A 21,102-nucleotide genomic window follows, 5' to 3' on the forward strand; every position below is an offset into this window, starting at 1 on the left:
CGCTCGTGGGAACGAAGAGAGCGTTGCATCGGGTCGCCGCCCTCGCCGTGACGGGGCTCGTGGTGTCCGTGGGAGCGGTGAGCTGCACGTCCACGGAGTTCATCCAGGAGCCGCCGGGTCAGCCGACCGATCGTGCTTCGGGGGCCGTGCCCGCGGGCGCGATCGGGGTGTGCAAGCGTGAGGGGACGAAGCGCCCGCCCGTCGTGAGCGAGAAGCTCTGGGAGCACGCGAAGCCGTGCACGACGAAGACGCCCGAGAAGTACATCCGGCTCGGCTACTCGGACAAAGACGACCCCGGCGTCGAGGCGCAGAACGAGCAGATCCTCGCGGCGCTGCGCGAAGGGCCGAAGGAAGACGGCGGCAACAACCAGTTCGTCGCGATGCTCCGAGGCGTGCGTCAACGCTCGCTCGACATCCCTTCGCTGCGCTACCGCGTCTCGCGCGACACGACGTCGGCAGGCGCCTGCGACTTCACGTACATGCTCAACACGATGGGCAAGTCGCGCGAGAAGATCGAGCGCGACGCCTGCACGGCCGAGGTCTACGACTCCGAGGAGCGCAAGGAGGTCTGCCTCTTCGACAAGCCCGAGGGCCTGTGGCTGACGTCCGGCTGGGCTTGCCTCATGAACGTGCGCGCGCTCGGGTCGGATCAGTCCTGCCATCGTTTGTGTGCATACGATGACTACTGCGCGCGTCAGGTGAGCTGCGCGGGCGCGGACGTCGATCTGCTCCTGTGCGCGATGGGCGTCTGTTTGCCCGAGCAGACCGGCCTGTACTGAGGAGACGCTCGGCCCGCCGCGGAAGGCGGCGGGCTAGTCGCCGTACGGATCGTTCGTGTCGACCTTGGGCGCGCCGCCCGTCGGCGCGGCCGTCGTGGCTCCGCCCGGCAGGCGTGACGGCGGTCTCCACCACGGGGGCGGATACCAGAGGCCGTCGATGCGCTTCCAGCCGCCGCCGGGGTTCGGCGGGAGAAACCTGTAGCCGCCGCCGTCGGGCAAGCCGCCGTCGAGCGCGTCGGAGCCCGCGTCGCCTGCGTCGGTCCCTGCGTCGGGTCCGGCATCGCTCTCTGCATCGCTGCCGGCGTCGCTCGGCGCGCCTGCATCGAGGGCGAGCGTGTCCTCGCTCGGCGCGGTCGCGGAAGGAGCGGCGCTCGCGCTCATCACGGCGCTCGGCGCAGGCGCGACGCTCGCAGGCGGCGGAGGAGGCGCGGGGGCCGGCGTGGCCTCGGCCTTGGGCGGAGGCAGGAGCCAGCGGAGGGCCGGCGGGACGAGCGGTTCGGCCCCGGGCAGGTGGCCCATGCGAAGCGCCGCGCCTGCGCCGCCGAGCGCGGCGACGAGCACGAGCACGAGCCACGGCCAGACGGACGGCTTGCGCTTCGACGTGACGAGCGCCGCCGGCGCAGACGGCGGGGGAGGCGGCACGCTGGGGACGACGATCACCGGAGGCGGAGGAGGCGCGACATCTCCGCCGTCGAGCGTGATCGGGATGATGCCTTCGAGCGAAGCGCCGCGCGACGATGGCGTGCCGCCGCTGCGCCGGCGTGACGTGGGCCCTTCGGCCTTCCGCGATGCAGGCGCTTCCGCGGCTTCGACCCCGCGCGCGTCCGCGGCCTGGATCGCGGCGGCGATCTCCGCGCGGCGCTGCGACGAGCGCTCGCCCATCAGGTTGCGCACGAACGAAGCCATGTCGCCATCGGTCACGGCCGCACCGATGGCGTTCGTGATCTGATCGAGCGCGCGTTGCATTTCGGCGCAGTCGGACCAGCGATCGTCGACGCGCTTCGCGAGGGCGCGCATCACCACGGCTTCGAGATCGGGGCGCACCGAGGGGACGAGATCGCGGATCGGGACGGGCTCGGTGCCGACGATGTTGTCCATCGTCTGCTTATCCGTGCTCGCCTTGAACGGGTGGCGCCCGGTGATCATCACGTACATGAGGATCCCGAGCGAGAAGATGTCGGAGCGTCGATCGAGCCGATCGCCGCGGATCTGCTCGGGCGACATGTAGTGCGCTTTGCCCTTCAGCATGCCGGGCACGCGCGTGATGGTGACGCTCGCCGTGGCCTTCGCGACGCCGAAGTCGACGATCTTCACGATCCCGTCGTACGAGACCATGACGTTCGCCGGGTTCACGTCGCGGTGCACGAGGCCGAGCGGGCGGCCGTCGTCGTCGCGCATCTCGTGCGCGGCGTGCAGGCCCGCGCAGGCGCTCGAGAGCATGCGCAGGAACAAGGGGAGGGGGAAGCCACCTTGATCCTTGGCGTTGCGGTTGATCACGAAGAGCGACTCTCCGTTGATCCACTCCATCACGATGTAGAGCACGCCGTTCTCGTCGCCGAGATCGAGGATCTCGGCGACGTGCGGGTGCCGGATGCGCGCCGCGAGCCGCGCCTCGTCGAGGAACATCGCCTCGAACTCGGGATCTTCCGAGAGGCCCGGCAGCATCGTCTTGATGGCGACGAGCTTCTGGAAGCCGCGCGAGCCGACCATGCGCGCGGCCCACACGGCGGCCATCCCGCCCTGCGCCACGGGCATGAGGATCTCGTAGCGTCCTAGCGTGACGCCGGGCTTGAGATCTCGGTTATGAAGCACGAACGAGGATCCTCTGGGATGCGTCCTCGGCAGCGGGACCGCGAGGGAAAAGGGGAGCGAAGGCTACCGCGCAGGGGAGGGTGTCACGATCGCCGCTCGCGGCTCAAGAGTGAAGCAGCGGAATCGGCATGCGAAGGGGTTTTCCGCACAAGCGAGAGGTGCGAGCGAAGAAAATTCGGGGGGGGTCCGGAGGGGCGGGGGCACACGCCGGGGCGGGCCCGTGCGCGGCGAGAGACGGCGCGAGGAGAGTCGTGGTATGGGCAAACTGCGAGGCAAACGAGCGCGACGACCATGGTTGATAGCCCGATCCCGCCCCCGAAAGACGACGACGACGAGGATGTCCACTGGGCGCTGTCGACGGCCTCCGCGCTGTGGGGCCGCGGGGAGCGAGCCGAAGCGCTGCGCTGGCTGAAGCGCGCCGCGGAGCAAGCCTCCGACGCGGACAAGGACATGCGGTCGCTCGAGCTCTTCAAGGCGGCCGCGGACATCGCGCCCCAGCTCGCGGCTGCGGCCGCGGCCGCGCCGCAAGCTGCGCCTGCACCCGCACCTGCGCCGCAAACCGCGGCCGCGCCGCCGCCGCCCGCGCCGCCGCCGCAAGCTGCACCTCCGCCCGTTCCGCAAGCTGCGCCCGCGCCCGAGTCGGCCCCCCAGGCTCCGCCTGCGCCGCTTCGTTCGACGCCGCCGCCGCCGCCGAGTCGTTCGGTCCCGCCGCCGCTCCCGCCCGGGCGTGGGGTGGCCGTGTCCGCGCCCGCGCCGCGCGCTCCGCTCGTGACCCAGCCGCCCATGCCGCAAGCGCCGGCCACGCCGACCCCTGTGACGCGGGGCGCTCCGCCGCCTCCGCCCTTGCCGCGGGGCGCGCGTCCTGCGGTGCCGCCGGCCGTCACGCCCGCGCCTCCGTCGGTTGGCCCGCAGAGCCACGTGCGGCCGAATACGGGTGGCGTGGCGCCCGCCGTGCTCCCGGCCATCGCCATCCCGCGCGCTGCGCCTGCTGCGCCCGTCGCTGCCACGCCTGCACCTGCTGCGCCTGCGACCGCTGAGGCGCCTGCGCAGCCGGGCAGGGCTCCCGGGGTGCCGGGGCCCCGCAAGCGGCTTCCGTCACGCACGGGTGCTCGAAAGAGTGCCGCCGCCATGGCTGCGGTCGATCCTGCGGCTGCGCGCACTGGCCCTCGTGCGCCCGCCGCGCCCGCCGCTCCCGCCGCTCCGCCGGTTGTGACCGCAGCTCCCGCGCCCGCCGCGGGGGGTCCGAAACGCGCGACCCCGAAGACGACCGTGATCGACCAGGCCTGGGGCGACTTTGCCCCCTCGGCGCCGCCCGTCGCGCCGCCGCCGCCGCCCCTCGAGGAAGAGATCACGGCTCCGCAGGCGCATAACGAGCTGTTCGACATTCCGGTCGATGACCTCGACGGCGAGACGAACGTGCTCTCCGGCCAGGATCTCGGCCGCATCCCGGTGACGCCCGCGCAAGAGCCCGCCGCCGCGCCTGCGCCCGCACCCGCGGCCGCACCTGCGCCCGCCGCCGCACCTGCGCCGGTGGCCGCGCCGGCGCCTGCGTCGGTGGCAGCTCCGATCGCCCCCGTTGCGCCCGCGCCCGTGCCCGTCGCGGCGGTCACGCCTGCGCCGGCCCGTGTCGCTCGCACGCCGGTACGCCCCGTGGCTCCCGTGAACGTCCCGGGCCCAGCTGCCGCGCCCGCGCCTGTGGCTGCGTCTGCGCCCGCGCCTGTGCCGGGCGCGGCCGCGCCGATCGTCCCGCGCGTGGCTCTGGTCGTCGCGGTTCGGGTCGCCGTGGTCGGTCGGGAAGGGGAAATTCGGGTCGTCCCGCTCGCGCCGGGCCAGAGCCCGCCGCCCGGCACGGCCGTCGCCTTGCTCGTTCCCGCGGGAGACGAGGACGCCGCCGTGATCGGCCGCCTCGTGGGCCTTTAGAAGCTCGGAAGGGGATCACCCATGACGGACGCATCGGATCGAGTGAGGCCGCAACGCATCCGCATCACGAAGCTCCAGGAGACGCAAGTCAGCGATCTCGTGGCGCTCGAGAAGGCGTGCACGGCGATGTACCACGACCTCGGCTTCGACGCGGCCGAGGTGCCGCCGCGGACCTGGAACGACATCGCGAATCTGCCGCGGCATCACAACGTCTTCGTGGCCGAGGCCGATCACGAGGTCGCCGGCTACCTCGCGTGGCGGGACGAGTCGCCGGGCGTCGCGTACCTCGAAGAGCTCTCGGTGCACCCGCAGTTCCAGCGCTTCGGCGTGGGGACGCGGCTGCTCCAGAAGTTCGAGGAGGACGCGCTGGGCTGTGGGCTGAATGACGCGATCGCGCGGATGTTCGAGAAAGCCACGTGGGCGCAGGGGTTCTACGCGCACCATGGCTACACGCAGCTCGGGGAGCAGGCGTCGCGGAAGGTGCTCGCGTGGCGCGAGGAACGTTCGGGCGGGCGTCCGCTGACGAGGCCTGGCGAGGTCCTGATCTGGAAGTCGTTCCGGGCACAGTGACGTCCGGCCGGTAGGTCGGGACGGCGGAGCACGAGGGGCGGGCGGGGGCGCGGTGCGCGTCGAGGGGAGACGTGTGTCTTCCGGATGAGGCCGACGGACCGGGGACGAGGTCGAACTCGGGGCGCTCGGCCAGGGTCCGGGTTGGTCCGCGTCGGTTCCGCGAGCGTGTCCGTCGCCATGTCCGGCGGGGCGTCCACATCTGCTCTGAGGCGGATCGCGCGAGTTGACATAATGTATCTTATGCGAAATGTAAACGGACCCGGAGGAAGGGGATCCGAGCCGAAAACAGGCCTGAAACCAGGAGTTCCTCGGGTTCGTTTGGACACACGGCGGCCGCGCGACGCGCGCGCACACCTCGGCCTCACGTCCGGTCGCCACGGCCGTCGCCTTCTGTCCCCGCCGTTCCACGCTCCGGCGGCGGCGTCCCCCCGGACGCCTCTCCGCCCCGGTCTCGTCAGCCGCCCTTGCCGCCGAGCCAGCTCATCGTCGTGTCGGCCGGCGCCGGCGCCGGCGGCGTGACCAGCACGCTGAGGAACGAACCGCCGTTGCCCACCACGAACGCCCGCACCCCGAACGCCGCCGGGGTCATCGCGAAGCTGCCGCCCGGCAGGATTCCGTCGATGAGCCCACCCGTCACGGGCGAAAACAGGAACAAGCCGTACCGCGTCGTCCCCACGAGCAGCGCGCCCGCCACCGGGACCGGCGCCGTGATCCCGCCCTCCGGCAGGTTCCGCCGCCAGAGCGTCCGCCCGTCATTCGGATCGAGCGCCCAAAGTCCGGTGATCCCGCTCGCAGCGAACAGGATCCGCTGCCCCGGGACCGACGGAAGCGGCCCCGTCCGCGGCGCGTGCGCCGGCTGCTCCCACAAAACGAGCTCCGTCACCCCGACGGCCTTCTCGTTCACCCACGCCCGCGTGCCGTTCTCCGCGTCGAGCGCGTACACGCCGCCCGCGTAGCTGCCCACGAACACGACCTCACCCGAGGTGATCCGTGCCACCAGCGGTGTCGTGTCCACGTCCAGATAACGCGGCGTATCACCGCCGGCCTGCTGCTCCGCCTCGGCCGCGAGATCCACGGCCGGCCACTGCTCCGAACCGTCTTCGAGGTCGTACGCGAGCACCACGCCGTCCGAGTACGCCGTGTAAACCTTGTCCCGCCCGAGCGCCGGCCCCGCGTACCCGGCGGACTCCATGCCGAACGCCGGCGTCCGGTGCTGGTGCCACTTGAGCGCCCCGGTCGCCGCGTTCATCGCGATCAGCGTGTCGTTCGCGTTGGTGACATAGACTACGCCGTTCCGCAGCACCGGCTTCCGGCCCACCTCGGCGTTCGTCGCGAACCGCCAGAGCATGCGGCCGTTCGTCGCGTTCACCTTGTAAACTGCGCCGTCGTTCGAGCCGAAGTAGACGACGTCCTCATCGGCGTCGAAGAGCGGCTCGCTCTGCACCGGCCCCATCGTCTCGAAGCGCCAGATCGTCGAGCCGTCCTCGACGCGGAGCGCGTACAGGCCGTTGTCGCTCGACGGGACGAAGACGCGCCGGCCGGCGACGTCGATCGCGGGCTGGCCGCGCTCGTAGACCTCGGCTTGCTGGCGCGACTCGGCCGTCAGCGGCCTTCGGTACGTGATCGAGAGCGTGCCGCCCGGGTGGTGCAGCCACGTCGGGACCTGCGGTGTCGCCGGGATGCTCAGGCTCTCGCAGCCGAAGAGCGGGAGCGCGAGGGCCGCGACGGCCGCGAGAACGCCACGCGAGATCGCGACGGGAGCCCTCACGCTTCGCTCGATCACGGCGTCCCGCCCTGCTGCTGGGCCGCCTTCTTCTGGGCCTCCTCGACCATGCGCCGCGCCTTCTCCTGGATGTCGGCGGGCAAAGGCGCCCCCGCGCCGCCCCCGAACGCCGGCTGTTGCGCGGCTGCGGCGGCCGGATCGATCTGGACCATGAGATCGTGCACCGCGCCCTTGAGGTACTCGAGCGGCTCGGGCTCCTTGCTCGGGAGCGCGAGCTTCTCGTCGAGCGGCTTCAGGACCTCCTTCGCCTTGTCCTTGTTGCCCTTGGCGAAGAGGACACGCGCCTCGTGATAGGTCGCGAGGTCCTTGTATCCCTTGACGTCGATGCCCGCGAGCTCCTTGAAGCTCGCCATCGCACCGTCGAGATCTCCTTTGCCTTCCTTGGCGTATCCGATGCCCTCGGTGGCGCGCCCCTTCACGTCCGGATCCGCGGCCGCGAGCGGCGACGAAAGCACGGACGCGTAGGCCTCGAGCGCCTTGTCCCAGTCGCGTTTTTCGAGGTACGTGCCGCCCTGGCCGAGCCGCGCGAGCAGCGCCGCGCCCGTGCCGGCGTGCTTGTCGATGACCTTGCCGTACGCGTCGAGCGCAGCCTGCGCCTTGTCGGCTTCGTTCTTGAAGACGCGCGTCGGGTCGATCTCTTTCTGATCGTCGGGGCGCTTGTCCTCTTCCATCACGAGACCGCGATTCGCAGCGACGCCCGTAAAGAGATCCGACGAGGCATCCCCGAGCTTCTTGTCGGAGCGCGATGACCAGAAGGCATATCCGCCCGCGCCGACGATCGCCGCGAGGACCACCCACTGGAGGACCCCGACGTTCGCCTTGAGCCACTTCGTGACGGCGGAGGCGCTTCGCGCGAGCGCGTCGTCGACCATCTCGCCCGCGTCGAGCGAGCTCGCGACCGGGCGGCGCTCGGCCGCGTCCGCCTGCTCGCGGCGCCGCTTCAGCAACTCCTTGGCGCGCGCGTTCTTGTCGCGAGGCAGGGCCGCGTCGTCCTCCGCAGCCGCCGTACCGCCGACGCGCTTCTTGCGCCGCGCGAGCGCATCCTCGCGCCTGCGTGCCGCGCGGTTCGGCTTCGCGGCCTCTTCTTCCTTCTCGCCCTCGTCGGGCTCCGCGGCCGCATCGCCGCCTTCGATCGAGGCGTCCTCTTCCCCCGCGACGCCGAGCGCTGCGGCGACACGCTGCGCGGCTTCATCCTCGGACTCCGACGCATGAGCCTTCGAAGGCTCGTCGTCCCCCGAGGTCTCCGCCTCGCGCGCGTCCTCGTCCTCGCGCTTCGCGCGGCCCTCTTCCGACTGCTTGTCCTCTCGCGACACGCTCGGGACTCTAGCCGCGCCGCCCCCGGCGTCAATCGGCCTCATCGCGGTTTCCGCGGGACTTCCGTGGTCGTCCGGGGGCCACGCGCGGCGCCTCCGTCCCCTGCCCGTTCGTGACAAAAGTCACGGATTTTGCGGAGGATCCCCGTCGGATGAGCCCTCCCCGCCCTCCTCGGGCGTCCACGGCTCGGGCGGCGGCGGAGGCAGCTCGGCGACGAGCGGGACGACCGCGCAGGCCGAGAGCTCCACGTTCTGCGTCGCGTAGACGACGAACTCGCCGTGCTGACCGGGGCGCACCTTCACCGCCGCGGGCAGCGGCGCGAAGACCTCTTGTGGCTTGTCGCCCGGCGGCACGTAAAGCGTCGCCGCGGTGCGCGCATCGAGCTCGGGCGCGCGCTTGGGAACGAGGCCGCCCGTCTCGCGATCGCCGCTGCTCACGAGCCGGCGCGTCCCCACCCCGAAGCGGATCTCGCCGGGCCGGTCGTCGTTCGAACGCGCGCGGCAGAGGACGCGCAGCGCGTCGCCGCCGCCCTCGGACTTCGGCACGACCATACCGACCGCGACGCCACTCCGCGCGAACCGCCGGAGTTTTTCGAGGTCGCGCTCCCGCGGCCCCCCGACGAGCTCGAGCACGTCCGCCTGGAGCGCGATCCGCAGGCCGTTCGGCAACGGATCCGGCACGCCGAGCAGCCGGATGAGCGGGGCGCGGAGCTCGGGGCCGGCGCCGAGCGTGACGAGCGCCTCGGAGAGCGCGACACGCGCGTGCTGGTAGCGCTCGGTCGCGAGGTGCTCGGCGAGCGCGGGGCGGGCCGCGTCCTGGCCGATCGCAGCGAGCGCCTCGGCCACATGCGGCCGCAGGCGGACGTCGTCGAGCGCCGTGATGAGCACGGGGAGCGCGGACTTGGCGCGGATCTTCGCGAGCGCCGCGACGATCTCCTTCGCCCGTTCGAATGGGATCACCTCGCGCTTCTGTGCGCGCTTGCCGTACGCCTCGCGGAACCATGCCACGAGATCGTCCTCGCCGCGGCCGTCTCCGCCCTCGGCGAGCGCGAGCGCCGCGAGGCGCCGCCACCGGGGATCCCGATCTTCGAGCAGCTCACGCGTACGCGGCGCACCCTCACCGAGCCTCGTCAGCGTGAGCGCCGACCAGCGCCGCACCTCGTCGTCCTCGTCCCGCACGAGCGCGAGCCGCATCGTCGGCGAGACCTCGGGCCGTTGGAGCTCAAACAGAACCTCGGCGGCCTTGCGCCGGATGAGCACGTCCGCGTCGTCGAGCAACGCGGCCACGTCGAGCGCTGCGTCCGCATCCCCCGCGATCCCGCGCCGGAGCGCCTCGGGCCAACCCTTGCCCTCGCTGCGCAGCCCTGCGATCTCGTACCGCCCGTGCGAGGCCTCCACGCCGCGGAGCTCTGTGCGCATGTCGGCCATGTCGGCGGCGCGCGCGCCCGAGAGATCCCGCGTCTGCGTCGGATCCCGCTCCACGTCGTAGAGCGCGCACGCGCCAATCCTTCGAGCACAAACGAGCCGGAGGGACCCACGCGCCAGCATGGTCATCGTCTCCGTCTCGGCGAACGCGAAGCCGCGCGCGTCCTCCGGGCTCGTGGCCGTGCCCACGAGCGCGCGCCCGAGATCCGCGCCGCGCACGCGCGCCGGCCGCGGGATGTCGAGCCCCGAGAGCACCGTCGGCAGCAGATCGACGAGCTGCACGGGAGCCGACACGCGCCGCGGCGCAAGGAGCCCCGGCGCATGCACCACGAGCGGCACGCGGACCTGCTCCTCGTAGACCGTGGTGCCGTGGTAGCGGCCGCCGTGATCCTGGAACTCCTCGCCGTGATCGGCGCTCACGATCACCACCGCGCCCGGCCTTCGCGCGCGCACCGCAGCGAGGAGCGAGCCGAGGCCCGCGTCCGCCGCGGCGATCTCCGCATCGTAGCGATCGATGTCGCGATCGCCGAAGTCGTGCTCGGGGTGCGTCTCGTAAGGCTCGTGCGGCTCGAAGAGGTGCACCCACAAGAAGACGCGGGCGTCCTTGTCGACGCCGTCGAGGTACGACTCGACCTGCTTGGCGCGGCGATCGGCGCTCGCGAACTCGACCTTGCGGTACTCGAAGTCGAGCCCACGCTCGCGGATCGCGCCGAAGCGCTCGGCGTCGATGAAAAAGACCGCCGGCGGGAAGAAGGCCGCGGTCTTGTAGCCGTAACGGCGGAGCTGCCCGGCCCACGTCTCGGAGTCGGCGCCGAGCCCCTGCAGCACGAGCGGGCGGATGTACTTGCCCGTCATCAGCGAGGTGACGGCGTACGAGGTGTGCGGCGTCGGCGTGTAGGCCCGCTCGAAGACCACACCCTCGGCCGCGAGCGCATCGATCGTCGGCGTGGTTTTTCGCCCGTAGCCGTAGGCACCGACGTGATCGGCGCGCAGCGCGTCGATCGTGACGAGCACGATGTCGCGGCCCGCGAGATCCACCGCGCGCCCCGCCTGCCCCTGGTTCATGACGAGCGGCGCGTCGTCGAGCGGCGGCGGCGGCGAGAGCGCGGCCGCGATCTCCACGGCATTCGCGAGCACCGGCGCGCGCGTCAGGTACACGAGCCGCACGTTGTCCGCGGGCGCGAGACGCTCCGCCGCCGAGGGCGAAGCCGCTGCGGACAAAGCGAACAAGCCGAGCGCGAGCGCCGCGCGCGCGAGCTTCATGCCGACCGGCGCGATCGGCCCTTCGGGATCGTCCGTGCTCCCGGGTCGCGTTCGCCGCGGCGCGTCCCACGCGACGGTGGCGAACGGTGCGACGAGGAGCGCGAGGAGCGCGAGGCCACGATGGAACGCCGGATACAGCCGCGGCAGGACGAGCAGGTTGACGAGCTCGATCGCGAAGAGCAGCGCGATCACGCCGAGAAAGACACCCAAGCTGAACGTGCGTCGCGGCTTCGGCGCGAGCGCCCGCGCCACGAGCGGCCCGATCACGAACACGCCGGCGAACGCGACGGCGGCGACGATCCCCACGAACGGCGCGCGGAGAGACCCGGACAGGAGGCGCCCCGTGGACACGCCGAACGCCACGGCACCGGCGAAACCTGCCGCGGCGAGCGCAAACCCGACCCTGCCCCAGCGTCCTTCCGCGTGACGCGCGAGCTCGACGATAACCCCGCCGATCGCCGCGATCGGCGCGGCCGCCGCAAACGCGATCGGCCACAGCTTTCCGAGCGCGAGCGTGAGCTCGTGCAGCCCGACGAGCTCACGCCGGAAGACAATGCCGATGACGACGAGCTCGATCAGCAGGAACACGCCGATCGCGAGATAGCCGTCGGCGATCCGCCATCCGAGTGGAAGATCCCGCGTCCGCGCGCGCGTCCGCGCCACGCTCGCGCCGTCCCGGTCCGGCTTGGGCGCCGAGACCGCGAGCCGACCCTTCGCGCGGCTCGGTCGAGGCGCGGCGGGCGGGACGTGTGCGCCCTCCCCGCCGCGGTTCGTCATGCGTAGATGATCTCGAGGATCTCGTAGGTGCGCGGCCCGGCCGGCATGACGACGCGGACCTCCTCGCCGACCTCACGGCCGATGAGCGCGCGCGCGAGCGGCGAGGACACCGAGATGCGGTTCTGCTTGATGTCCGCTTCTTCGGGACCGACGATTTGGTAGACGACTTCCTCGTCCGAATCGACGTTCATGAGCTTCACGCGGGCGCCGAACTGGATCTTGCTGCCGCTCAGCTTGCTCGGGTCGATGACCTCTGCGCGGCTCAGCGTTTGCTCGATGAACGTGATGCGCGCGACGATGAGCCCCTGACGTTCCTTCGCGGCGTGGTACTCGGCGTTCTCCGACAGGTCGCCGTGATCGCGGGCCACGCTGATGTCCTTGACCACCTGCGGGAGCTCGATCTTCTTGAGCCGCTCGAGCTCCTCGCGCAGCCGAGCTTGCCCTTCGGGCGTCATGGGCACCTTTTCAGACATCGCAACACCTCGAAAACGACGCTCGGACACGCCGAGCCGAACCTTCGATCCCCTTTAGCATGTTCACGCCGAAGCCGCGCCCACCCCGTCAGCTCGGGCCACGCCAGCGTACGATCCGCCGCGGCATCGGCCTGCCGGCGTCACGTGCCGCGCGCAGGGCCGCCTTGACCAACGCCGCGCCCGCTTTCTCCAGGCCCGCGACGTCCACCCCGACGGCTGCGCCCTCGATCCGCGCCGCCACGTTCGCGCGGCCTTCCGCGCCGCCCTCGCCCGCTTGCTCGACGCGAATTTCGAGCGGCAAGTCCACGTCGGGCAAGTGCGCGAACCCGCGGTAGGTCACGCCCGCCCCTTCCTCCTCGCCCTCGCCGCGCACGAGCGCGTACCGCACGCCCGCCGTGGGGCGCCTCTGCGACGCGTCCATTCGAACTAGGTTCCCTGCTTGCCCGCTTTTTGCGCGTCGAGCTCCGCGAGGAACCGCTTCGCCGTCACGGCGAAGGGCCCGCCGTACTCGTCGAGCACCTTCTGGAAGACGGCGCGCGCGTCGTCGGGTTTGTCCATTCGCATCAACGTCTCGCCCTTGAGCACGAGCGCCTCGGGTTCGAGCGTCGAGCCGGGGAAGAGCTTCAGCGCGTGATCGATCCGCGCGATCGTCGCCGGGTAGATGTCCTGCCGCAGGTAGAAGCGCGCCACGTAGAGCTCGTGCCGCATGAGCCGGCCTTGCACGGCCTGGTGCATCTTGCGCACGTCCTCCGCGTAGCGGCTGCGCGGGTTGTCGCGCAGGAACGCGCCGAGCTCGCGGTAGGCCTCGAGCGCCGTGCCTTGATCACGCTCTTCCTGCGGCGGAAGGAGGAATGTGTCGTCGATGTCGCGGAAGAGCGATTTCGCGATGCGGTAGCGCGCGTACTCGACGTCGCGATCCGTGCGGTGGTTCTGGATGAACTCGCGGTAGGCCGAGACGGCGTCCGCGTACTTCTCCTGCTCGAACTCGACGTCGGCGATGCGCAGCTCCGCGAGCGTCGCGTAGCGGCTGTACGGGAAGAGCTTGCGCACCTCGGCGAACAGGGCGCGCGCGTCTTCCCACGACTTGCTGCGGTAGGAGCGCATCGCCTCCTCGTAGGCGGCGCGCGCGTCGTCCGTGTAGGTGAGGGTCGCCTTGCGCCCGTCGCCGACCTGGATATCGCAGCCCGCCGCCGCGAGGAGAAGAAGGGGGACGACGAAGCCGAGCGCTCGGGCGAACCGCGCCGAGGGCCTCGAAGACGTCGAACCGCAGACCTTGCCCATCCCGCGCTCCGTAGCCCTTCCTCGGCCGGCGCGCCAGTGCTTCCTGCCCCGCCGGGAGGCAGGTATGGATACGTGCGGCATGGAAAGCTCGTTCGTAACGCCCCAGGCGGCCCCCGGCGAGGCCCTGGGGGCCGCCGTCGCCCCCACGGTCCTCGTCGTCGATGACGAGCGCAACATCCGTCGCACCCTGGATCTCGTCCTGCGCGGCGAAGGCTACGAGGTCATCGAGGCCGAGAGCGGCGAACAAGCGCTCGAGATCCTCGCCAACGGCGGCAGGCCCGTCGATCTCGCGATCATCGACCTCTTGCTCCCTGGCATGGGCGGTCTCGAACTGCTCGAGCGCATCCGCCGCGACGAGGCCACGCGCAGTCTGCCGGTCGTCGCGATCAGCGGCCACGCGACGGTCCACGACGCGGTGAAGGCCATCAAGCTCGGCGCGGGCGACTTTTTCGAAAAACCCGTGAGCCGCGAGCGCGTGCTCGTCAGCGTGAAGAACGCGCTCTACTCGTCGGAGCTCGCGCGCAAGGTGCGGGATCTCGAGGCGGAGCTGCTCGCGCGGTACGAGATGATCGGCCGCGCGCCGGTCATGCAGAAGCTCTACAAGGAGATCGATCGCGTCGCGCCCACGAAGGCGAGCGTGCTCATCACGGGCGAGAGCGGCACGGGCAAGGAGCTCGTGAGCCGCGCGATCCACCGCCTGTCGCCGCGCATCGCAGGACCGTTTGTCAAAGTGAACTGCGCGGCGATCCCGCGCGAGCTCATCGAGAGCGAGCTCTTCGGCCACGAGCGCGGCGCCTTCACGGGCGCCCAGTCCCGCAAGCGTGGCTTCTTCGAGCAAGCGCACGGCGGCACGTTGTTCCTCGACGAGATCGGCGACATGGAGCCCTCGGCGCAGGCGAAGGTGCTGCGCGCCCTTCAATCCGGCGAGATCAGCCGGCTCGGCAGCGAGCGGACCCTGCAGGTCGACGTGCGCGTGCTCGCGGCGACGAACAAAGACCTCAGCCGCGAGGTCTCCGCTAGCCGTTTCCGCGAGGATCTCTTCTTCCGCCTCGCGGTCTTCCCCATCCGCGTCCCTTCGCTCCGCGAGCGTATGGAGGACATCCGCCCGCTCGCCGACGCCTTCATGGCCTCGTTCTGCAAAGAGAACGGGCTCAAGACGAAGCGCATGGATCCGGCCGTCCACGTCGCGCTCGAACGCCGCAGCTTTCCGGGCAACGTGCGCGAGCTGAAGAACGTCATCGAGCGCGCGGCGATCCTCTCCGGCGACACCGTCACGATCGCCGACCTGCCCGAAGATCCCCACGCGAGCCCCTTCGACGACGACCTCCAAACGCCCGAGGCACCCGACGCGAGCGAGCCCATGCGCACGCCGCCGGGCCCGCTCCCGCCTTCGATCGAGGCCATCCCGCGCACCGAAGGCGGCCGCAGGCTCACGCTGCGCGAGTTCCGCGATCAGGCCGAGCGCCGCTACATCATCGAGGTCCTGCAGAGCCTCGACTGGAACATCTCGCGCGCCGCGATCGTCCTCGGCGTCGAGCGCACGAACCTGCACAAGAAGATCCGCGCCTACGACATCCGTCGGGGTTAGTGGGAGGGCGCGAGCGGCGCGATGATGTCCGCGACGCTCTTCGCGAGCAGCGGCGCCCCTGCCCCGCTCCGCGTCGACGCCTCGCGCAGCACCGGCTCCGCGATGAAGATCGCGAACGACACGTAGTCGTAGAGCCACTGCGCGAGCATCGCCTCGGCTTGATCCGGGCCGACGAGCATCGCCACGTTCTCGATGATCTGCCCGTCGTCGAGCGTGCCGTCTGGCTTGGGCCCCGCGCGCATGAAGAGCGCGTCGTAGATGCCCGCGCCCGTCGCGAACGAGGCGAGGTGCTGCCGGACCTCGTCACCTCGTTTCACGGCGTCGACCTCGCGCATCACCATCGACATCGCCTCGTTGAAGAGCGCCACGATCGCGGCTGGCCCCGTGGGCCGCGGCGCGCGCACCGTCACGCAGCCCCCTTGCACGAGCTGGAAGATCTGCCGCGTGACCTCGAACTCCCCCTGCCCCACCGCGCGGCAGATGTCGGCCACGGAGCGCACCCCGTCGATCGCCTGGTAGATCTGCACGACGTCGCCTTCGGTCGGCGGAGGCCGATCGGGCACGCGATCGGGCACGTGCTCGGCGGACGGGATGCGCTCGCGGAAGTAGCGCATCTCGTCCATGCGCCGCACCGCTTCCATCAAGAGGCCGCTCACGGGCAGGTTCTGCCGCGACGTCAGCCGCGCTTCGTCGAAGCGATCGAGGAAGTAGAACATCCCGCTCTCGGCGCGCATCACCGCGTAGACGATCTCCTCGATCTGCCGGCCCATGAGCTGGAACAACGTCTCGCGCGAGATGTGCCCCATGCGCACCGCCATCTCGCCGAAGCGCACGTCGCCCGTCACGGCCCTCGCCACCTCTTGAAGCTGCTCCAGCGAGAGCGCGCCGTAGCGGTAGAGCATCTCGCCGAGCCGCTCTCCTTCGGCGCTCGAGAGCGCGCCGATCACCGCGCCGTGCTCGAAGAAGACGCTCCGGTTCGTCGCGCCGTCGTAGATCGCAAGCTCGCCGGTCCACGCGCTCTGGCCGACCATCGACACGATGTCGCAGAGCGCGCTCGCGCTCGTGATCTCGCCGCAGAGCCGCAAGCTCCCGGCCTCGACCCCTTCCGCGCGTCGCATCACGACCACGTGCGCAGGCGCCGGCATCAGTCGGAACGCGCCTTGTCGCGCGCGCATTCGCTGGCTTGCCAGCTTGCCGACTGGGTGCGCCGTACCCGTGCCGTCCACGCGCACGAGATCGTGGCCGTCCTCGCCCATCTGCTCGGTTTATAGCAGGACACGAGCGGGACATGCCCCGGCATTCCGCGGGGATGGCCATGCTACCGTGCTCCCCGTGACCGCCTCCCCCGACCCGATCGCCTCTCCCCAGGCGCTCTCGGCTGCCCTTGGCGCGGCGCGCTACCTCTGCGACCCGGCCACGGCCCTCTCCCTCTGGCTCGCCCTCCGCATGGAGCGCCCGCTCATGCTCGAAGGGCCCGCGGGGGTCGGCAAGACCGACCTCGCCCGCGCCGCCGCCCAGGCGCTCGGCCGTCCGCTCGTCCGCTTGCAGTGTTACGAGGGCCTCGACGAGGCCAAGGCCCTCTACGAGTGGGACTACGCCAAGCAGATGCTCTACACGCAGCTCCTCCGCGACGCGATCGCCGCGGAGACGCACGGCGCGTCGATCGCCGGAGCCGCGGAGATCGTGGCCCGGAGCGAGGCCTCGTTCTTCACCGAGCATTTCCTCCTCTCCCGCCCGCTGCTCGCCGCGCTCCGCAGCGACGCGCCCGTCGTCCTGCTCATCGACGAGGTCGATCGCGCCGATCCCGAGTTCGAGGCGTTCCTCCTCGAGATCCTCTCCGAACTGCAAGTCACCATCCCCGAACTCGGCACCTTCCGCGCCAAGCACCCGCCGCTCGTGCTCCTGACGACGAACGCCACGCGCGAGATGACCGAGGCGCTCCGCAGGCGATGCCTGCACGCCTTCCTCGATTACCCGTCCTCCTCGCGCGAGCTCGCGATCCTGGAGCTCGTCGTTCCTGGCATCGATCACACGCTCGCCGCGCACCTCGTCGCGTTCATCGGCGAGCTGCGCAAGATGGATCTCCGCAAGGCGCCCGCCGTGAGCGAGACGCTCGACTGGGCGCGCGCGCTCGTCCTGCTCGGCAAGAGCAAGCTCGATCCGGACCTCGCGCGTGACACGCTCGGCCTCTTGCTCAAGCACCAGGAAGACAAGGTCTCGGTCGAGCCGCGCCTCGACACGATGGTGAAAACGACGGCTTCGTCGCGTTAGCGCAGCTCCGCGACCTTCTCGCCGAAGAGTTTTTCCAGGCGCGCGAGCATCTCGTCGCTCGGCGTCACCGTGAGATCACGCCCGAGCGCGAGCACCGCCTCGGCGCCGTCGTCGAGCTGGATCAAGAGGTGCACCGGGCAGACGCCGCGGCTCGACGCCAGGACGTCCCGCAGCTTGCCGATGTGGTCCCGCGTCGCCTTCCGGGCCTGCACGCGGATGCGCACGCTCTTCGTCTCCGCGCGGATCGCGTCCGCGAGCGGCACGACCTCGTCGAGCATCAACGTCGGCTCGCGCGGCGCCGCTTGCTCGTCCTCGGCGCCCTCTTCCACCTGCGGAAAACTCACCTTGCCCGAGACGAGGACCGGCTCGTTTCCCTGCAGGATCGCTCCGTACGTCTCGATCTGCTTGTCGCGCACCTTCACCTCGACACGGCCGCTCGTGTCTTCGAGGTGGAAAAACGCGATCTTGCCGCCGCCGCCTTTGAAGATGCGCTCGCGGTAGCCCTCGACCATCCCGGCCACGCGCACCTTCGACCACGGATCCTTATGCGGAAGTGCGCTCGCCGCGATCACGTCGAAGCGACTGAGCTCTGTGCCGTACCGCTCGAGCGGATGCCCCGAGACGTAGAAGCCGAGCGACTGCTTCTCACGCACCAACATTTCGCGCAGATCCCACGGCTCGCACTGCGGGTACTCGTCGAGCTTCTGCTCGGCCGCGGGGGCCGCCTTCGCGAACAGGCTGAAGAGCGAGCCCTGACCACGCTCGCGATCCTTGCTCGCGCTCCTTGCACGTTCGAGCGCTTGATCGAGCGCGGCGAACGCGCGGGCCCGCGTGACACCGCGCGGCAGCAGCGTCGCGTCGAACGCCCCGGATTGTACGAGCGCTTCGAGTACACCCTTGTTCACGCGCCGCGCGTCGACGCGCTGGGCGAAGTCGAACAGATCGGCGAACGCGCCGCCCGATGTGCGCGCTTCGAGCACCGCCTCCAGCGCCGACTCGCCCACGCCGCGGATCGCGCCGAGGCCGAAGCGGATCTTCGGATCGTAGGGGTCGGCGTCCTTGATTTTGCTCGGCGCCTTTCGGCCAGCCTTTTTCGTGGCCTTGCCCGGCTCGCTGTAGACGACCGAGAAGTCGATGTTCGACTCGTTGATGTCGGGCGGGAGGATGTCGACGCCCCACGCGCGGCCCTCCGCGATGATCCGCACGACCTTCTCGATCTTGTCGCGATCCGCCGTCATCAACGCGCAGAGGAACTCCACCGGGTAATGACGCTTGAGGTACGCCGTCTGGTACGTGATGAGCGCGTACGCGGCCGAGTGGCTCTTGTTGAAGCCGTACCCCGCGAAGAACTCGAGCAGCCCGAAGATGGTATCGGCGTCCTTCTCGGACACGCCGTTCTTCAAGGAGCCCTCGACGAAGATGGACTTCTGCTTGGCCATCTCCTCGGGCTTCTTCTTGCCCATCGCGCGGCGGAGCAGGTCGGCGCCGCCGAGCGTGTAGCCGGCGAGCTGCTGCGCGATCTGCATGACCTGCTCCTGGTAGACGATGACGCCGTAGGTCGGCTTGAGCAGATCGTCGACAAGGTCGTGCATCTTCGCGATGGGCTTGCGCCCGTGCTTGCAGTCGACGAAGTCCTTCACCATGCCCGTGCCGAGCGGGCCGGGGCGGTAGAGCGCGACGGCGGCGACGATGTCCTCGAAGTTCGTCGGGCGCAGATCCTTGAAGAGCTGCTGCATGCCGCTCGATTCGAGCTGGAACACGCCCGTCGTCTCGCCCGACTGCAGGAGGTGGAACGTCTCCTCGTCGGTGAGCGAAATCGCGTTGATGTCGAACGCCTCGGCCGGTGACTTGCCCTTCTGATCGGGCCGCGCGCGAATCAGCCGCACCGCGATGTCGATCACGGTGAGCGTCTTCAGGCCGAGGAAGTCGAACTTGACGAGGCCCGCCTGCTCGACGTCGTCCTTGTAGTACTGCGTGACGAGCGCATCGCCGTTCCGGAAGCACGGCACGTGGTCCCAGAGCGGGCCCTCGCTGATCACGATGCCGGCCGCGTGCATGCCGGCGTGCCGCGTCAGCCCCTCGAGCTTCTGCGCCTGCGTGAGCAACTCGCGCACCGAGGGATCACTCTCCATGTGCGCCTTGAGCTTCGGCTCGATCTCGATCGACTCGGGGATCGTGTACGTCTGCCCCGGCCCCTTCTGCGGGATCAGGTTCGCGATCTTCTGCGCCTCGGCGGGCGGGAAGCTCATCGCGCGGGCGACGTCTTTGATGACGCTCTTCGCCTTGAGCTCGTGGAACGTCGCGATCTGCCCGACGCTCGTCTTGCCGTACTTCTCGGCGACGTACCGGATCACCTCGTCGCGCCGATCCATGCAGAAGTCGACGTCGAAGTCCGGCATGCTCACGCGCTCCGGGTTCAGGAAGCGCTCGAAGAGCAGGTTGTACGGGATCGGATCGAGATCCGTGATGCGCAGCGCGTACGCCACGAGCGAGCCCGCGCCGGAGCCGCGGCCCGGGCCCACCGGGATCCCCATCTCCTTCGCCTGCCGGATGAAGTCCCAGACGATCAGGAAGTAGCCGGGGAACTTCATCCCGATGATGACGTCGAGCTCCATGTCGAGGCGCTTGCGGTACGCCTCCTGGTCGACGGTCTTGCCCCCGCGGTGGAACTCCTCGAAGCGCTTCGTCAGCCCCTCGTGCGAGACGTGCCGGAAGTACGAGTTCGTATCGAACCCCTCCGGCAGCGCGAACGTCGGCAGCATCGGCTGGCCGAGCTTCAGCTTGAGCCCCGCGCATCGCTCGGCGATCTCCAGCGTGCTCTTGATGGCCTCCGGGTGGTCGCGGAAGACGTGCGTCATCTCGTCCGGCGACTTGAGGAACATCTCGAAGCTCTGGTGATGGGCTTCGAAAGCGTCCGCGTACGAGCGGTTCGCCGCGATGCACGACAGGTAGAGGTGCCCCTCGCCGTCGTCGCGGCTGCCGAAGTGCGCGTCGTTCGTCGCCACGATCGGCAGGCCGCGATCCCTCGCGAGGCGCGTGAGGATCCCGTTCAGCACCGGCTGCTCGACGAGCCCGTGATCCTGCAGCTCCACGTACAGGCTGCCCGGCTCGAACGTCTCCACGAGCCGATCCATCGCCGCGCGTCCTTCGTCCTCGCCCTGCTCGAGCACGCGCTGCGCGAGCACGCCGCCCATGCAGCCGGAGAGGCCGATCAGGCCCTTGTTGTTCTGCGCGATGAAGTCGAGCGGCACGCTCGGCGCGGCGCCGCTCGCGGGCGTCACGTGCCCCTCGGACACGATCCGAACGAGGCTCTTGTAGCCCTCGAGGTTCGACGCGAGCAGCACCAGGTGATCGACCGGCGCGTCGTCCGACTTGCCGCTCGGGGCATCGCTGCGCGCGGACCGAGGCCGCGCGACGTTCACCTCGCAGCCGAGGATGGCGCCTACCTGGGCGTCCTTGCACGCCTTGTAGAGCTGAATCGCGCCGAACATGTTGCCGTGATCGGTCAGCGCCACGGCGCGCATGCCGAGCGCCTTCGTCTTGCCGACGAGGTCCTTGATCTTGAGGGCCCCGTCGAGCAGCGAGTACTGCGAGTGGACGTGGAGATGAACGAACTCGGCTGCCACGATCGATCTTGCCTCGGCGTTTCTAGATGCTCGGGCGAGCTCGCTTCAGGATAGGCGCGCGTCATCGAAGAGGCGCGTGTTCGTGATGCTTGGCGTCACTCGTGAAGCTGCATCGTACGGCTGCACTCTGGTCGTGTACGAGGCGCCGCGCCCTGTGACGCTCTTGTGAAGCGACTGCGCCCTGGCTAGCATGCGCCACATCCACGGGCACTCGACGAGCT

General features: G+C 70.3%; 14 protein-coding genes. 5 read left to right on the plus strand and 9 right to left on the minus strand.

Annotated features, from left to right (window positions below; genetic code table 11):
* Positions 1-5: 5 nt before the first annotated feature.
* Positions 6-779, plus strand: coding sequence for a hypothetical protein (locus E8A74_RS14970; protein WP_136929675.1), 774 nt, complete (start codon positions 6-8; stop codon positions 777-779).
* 33 nt (positions 780-812) lie between these two features.
* Here the strand turns inward: E8A74_RS14970 and E8A74_RS14975 are convergent, their stop codons facing one another.
* Positions 813-2,591 (minus strand): serine/threonine protein kinase, encoded by a 1,779-nt coding sequence (locus tag E8A74_RS14975; protein WP_136929676.1) that lies wholly within the window; start codon positions 2,589-2,591, stop codon positions 813-815.
* A gap of 291 nt (positions 2,592-2,882) precedes the next feature.
* On the opposite strand from E8A74_RS14975, the gene E8A74_RS14980 reads away from it, so the two are divergent.
* Together E8A74_RS14980 and E8A74_RS14985 are read left to right on the plus strand one after the other, a co-directional pair.
* A complete protein-coding gene (locus E8A74_RS14980; RefSeq protein WP_136929677.1) occupies positions 2,883-4,511 on the plus strand; it encodes a hypothetical protein in 1,629 nt (542 codons plus the stop codon).
* A gap of 21 nt (positions 4,512-4,532) precedes the next feature.
* Positions 4,533-5,081, plus strand: coding sequence for a GNAT family N-acetyltransferase (locus E8A74_RS14985; RefSeq protein ID WP_136929678.1), 549 nt, complete (start codon positions 4,533-4,535; stop codon positions 5,079-5,081).
* A 454-nt stretch (positions 5,082-5,535) separates the two neighbouring features.
* On the opposite strand, the gene E8A74_RS14990 is transcribed toward E8A74_RS14985, so the two are convergent.
* The 6 genes from E8A74_RS14990 to E8A74_RS15015 form a co-directional block, all read right to left on the minus strand.
* Complete coding sequence (locus E8A74_RS14990) at positions 5,536-6,849, minus strand: outer membrane protein assembly factor BamB family protein (protein ID WP_232379559.1); 1,314 nt, start codon at positions 6,847-6,849, stop codon at positions 5,536-5,538.
* 11 nt (positions 6,850-6,860) lie between these two features.
* Entirely contained in the window at positions 6,861-8,177 is a 1,317-nt protein-coding gene (locus E8A74_RS14995; RefSeq protein WP_136929679.1) for a tetratricopeptide repeat protein, read from the minus strand.
* A gap of 123 nt (positions 8,178-8,300) precedes the next feature.
* A complete protein-coding gene (locus E8A74_RS15000) occupies positions 8,301-11,642 on the minus strand; it encodes a sulfatase-like hydrolase/transferase (RefSeq protein ID WP_136929680.1) in 3,342 nt (1,113 codons plus the stop codon).
* Positions 11,639-12,115, minus strand: coding sequence for a transcription elongation factor GreA (greA, locus tag E8A74_RS15005; protein WP_136929681.1), 477 nt, complete (start codon positions 12,113-12,115; stop codon positions 11,639-11,641). Before greA ends, E8A74_RS15000 begins: the two co-directional genes overlap by 4 nt.
* A gap of 88 nt (positions 12,116-12,203) precedes the next feature.
* Positions 12,204-12,536, minus strand: coding sequence for a hypothetical protein (locus E8A74_RS15010; protein ID WP_136929682.1), 333 nt, complete (start codon positions 12,534-12,536; stop codon positions 12,204-12,206).
* Positions 12,537-12,541: 5 nt separating this feature from the next.
* Positions 12,542-13,396, minus strand: coding sequence for an outer membrane protein assembly factor BamD (locus E8A74_RS15015; protein WP_136929683.1), 855 nt, complete (start codon positions 13,394-13,396; stop codon positions 12,542-12,544).
* 79 nt (positions 13,397-13,475) lie between these two features.
* Here E8A74_RS15015 and E8A74_RS15020 point away from each other — a divergent pair, with 79 nt between their 5' ends.
* On the plus strand, positions 13,476-14,984 hold the full coding sequence (locus E8A74_RS15020) for a sigma-54-dependent transcriptional regulator (RefSeq protein ID WP_136929684.1): 1,509 nt from the start codon (positions 13,476-13,478) through the stop codon (positions 14,982-14,984).
* Here E8A74_RS15020 and E8A74_RS15025 read toward each other — a convergent pair.
* Complete coding sequence (locus E8A74_RS15025) at positions 14,981-16,240, minus strand: DUF4388 domain-containing protein (RefSeq protein WP_136929685.1); 1,260 nt, start codon at positions 16,238-16,240, stop codon at positions 14,981-14,983. The two genes, E8A74_RS15020 and E8A74_RS15025, sit on opposite strands and share 4 nt — an antisense overlap.
* Before the next feature lie 76 nt (positions 16,241-16,316).
* On the opposite strand from E8A74_RS15025, the gene E8A74_RS15030 reads away from it, so the two are divergent.
* Entirely contained in the window at positions 16,317-17,255 is a 939-nt protein-coding gene (locus E8A74_RS15030; protein WP_232379560.1) for an AAA family ATPase, read from the plus strand.
* Here the strand turns inward: E8A74_RS15030 and dnaE are convergent.
* A complete protein-coding gene (gene dnaE / locus E8A74_RS15035; RefSeq protein ID WP_136929686.1) occupies positions 17,252-20,881 on the minus strand; it encodes a DNA polymerase III subunit alpha in 3,630 nt (1,209 codons plus the stop codon). The two genes, E8A74_RS15030 and dnaE, sit on opposite strands and share 4 nt — an antisense overlap.
* Positions 20,882-21,102: the final 221 nt, after the last annotated feature.

The sequence above is a fragment of the Polyangium fumosum genome, assembly GCF_005144585.1.
Lineage (GTDB): Bacteria > Myxococcota_A > Polyangia > Polyangiales > Polyangiaceae > Polyangium > Polyangium fumosum.

Excerpts from the sequence above, each read along its gene's own strand:
- E8A74_RS15010 (WP_136929682.1), bottom strand. The coding sequence starts at position 12,536 with ATGGACGCGTCGCAGAGGCGCCCCACGGCGGGCGTGCGGTACGCGCTC.
- E8A74_RS15015 (WP_136929683.1), bottom strand. The coding sequence starts at position 13,396 with ATGGGCAAGGTCTGCGGTTCGACGTCTTCGAGGCCCTCGGCGCGGTTC.
- E8A74_RS15000 (WP_136929680.1), bottom strand. The coding sequence starts at position 11,642 with ATGACGAACCGCGGCGGGGAGGGCGCACACGTCCCGCCCGCCGCGCCT.
- E8A74_RS14980 (WP_136929677.1), top strand. The coding sequence starts at position 2,883 with ATGGTTGATAGCCCGATCCCGCCCCCGAAAGACGACGACGACGAGGAT.
- E8A74_RS15025 (WP_136929685.1), bottom strand. The coding sequence starts at position 16,240 with ATGGGCGAGGACGGCCACGATCTCGTGCGCGTGGACGGCACGGGTACG.
- E8A74_RS14985 (WP_136929678.1), top strand. The coding sequence starts at position 4,533 with ATGACGGACGCATCGGATCGAGTGAGGCCGCAACGCATCCGCATCACG.
- greA (WP_136929681.1), bottom strand. The coding sequence starts at position 12,115 with ATGTCTGAAAAGGTGCCCATGACGCCCGAAGGGCAAGCTCGGCTGCGC.
- E8A74_RS15020 (WP_136929684.1), top strand. The coding sequence starts at position 13,476 with ATGGAAAGCTCGTTCGTAACGCCCCAGGCGGCCCCCGGCGAGGCCCTG.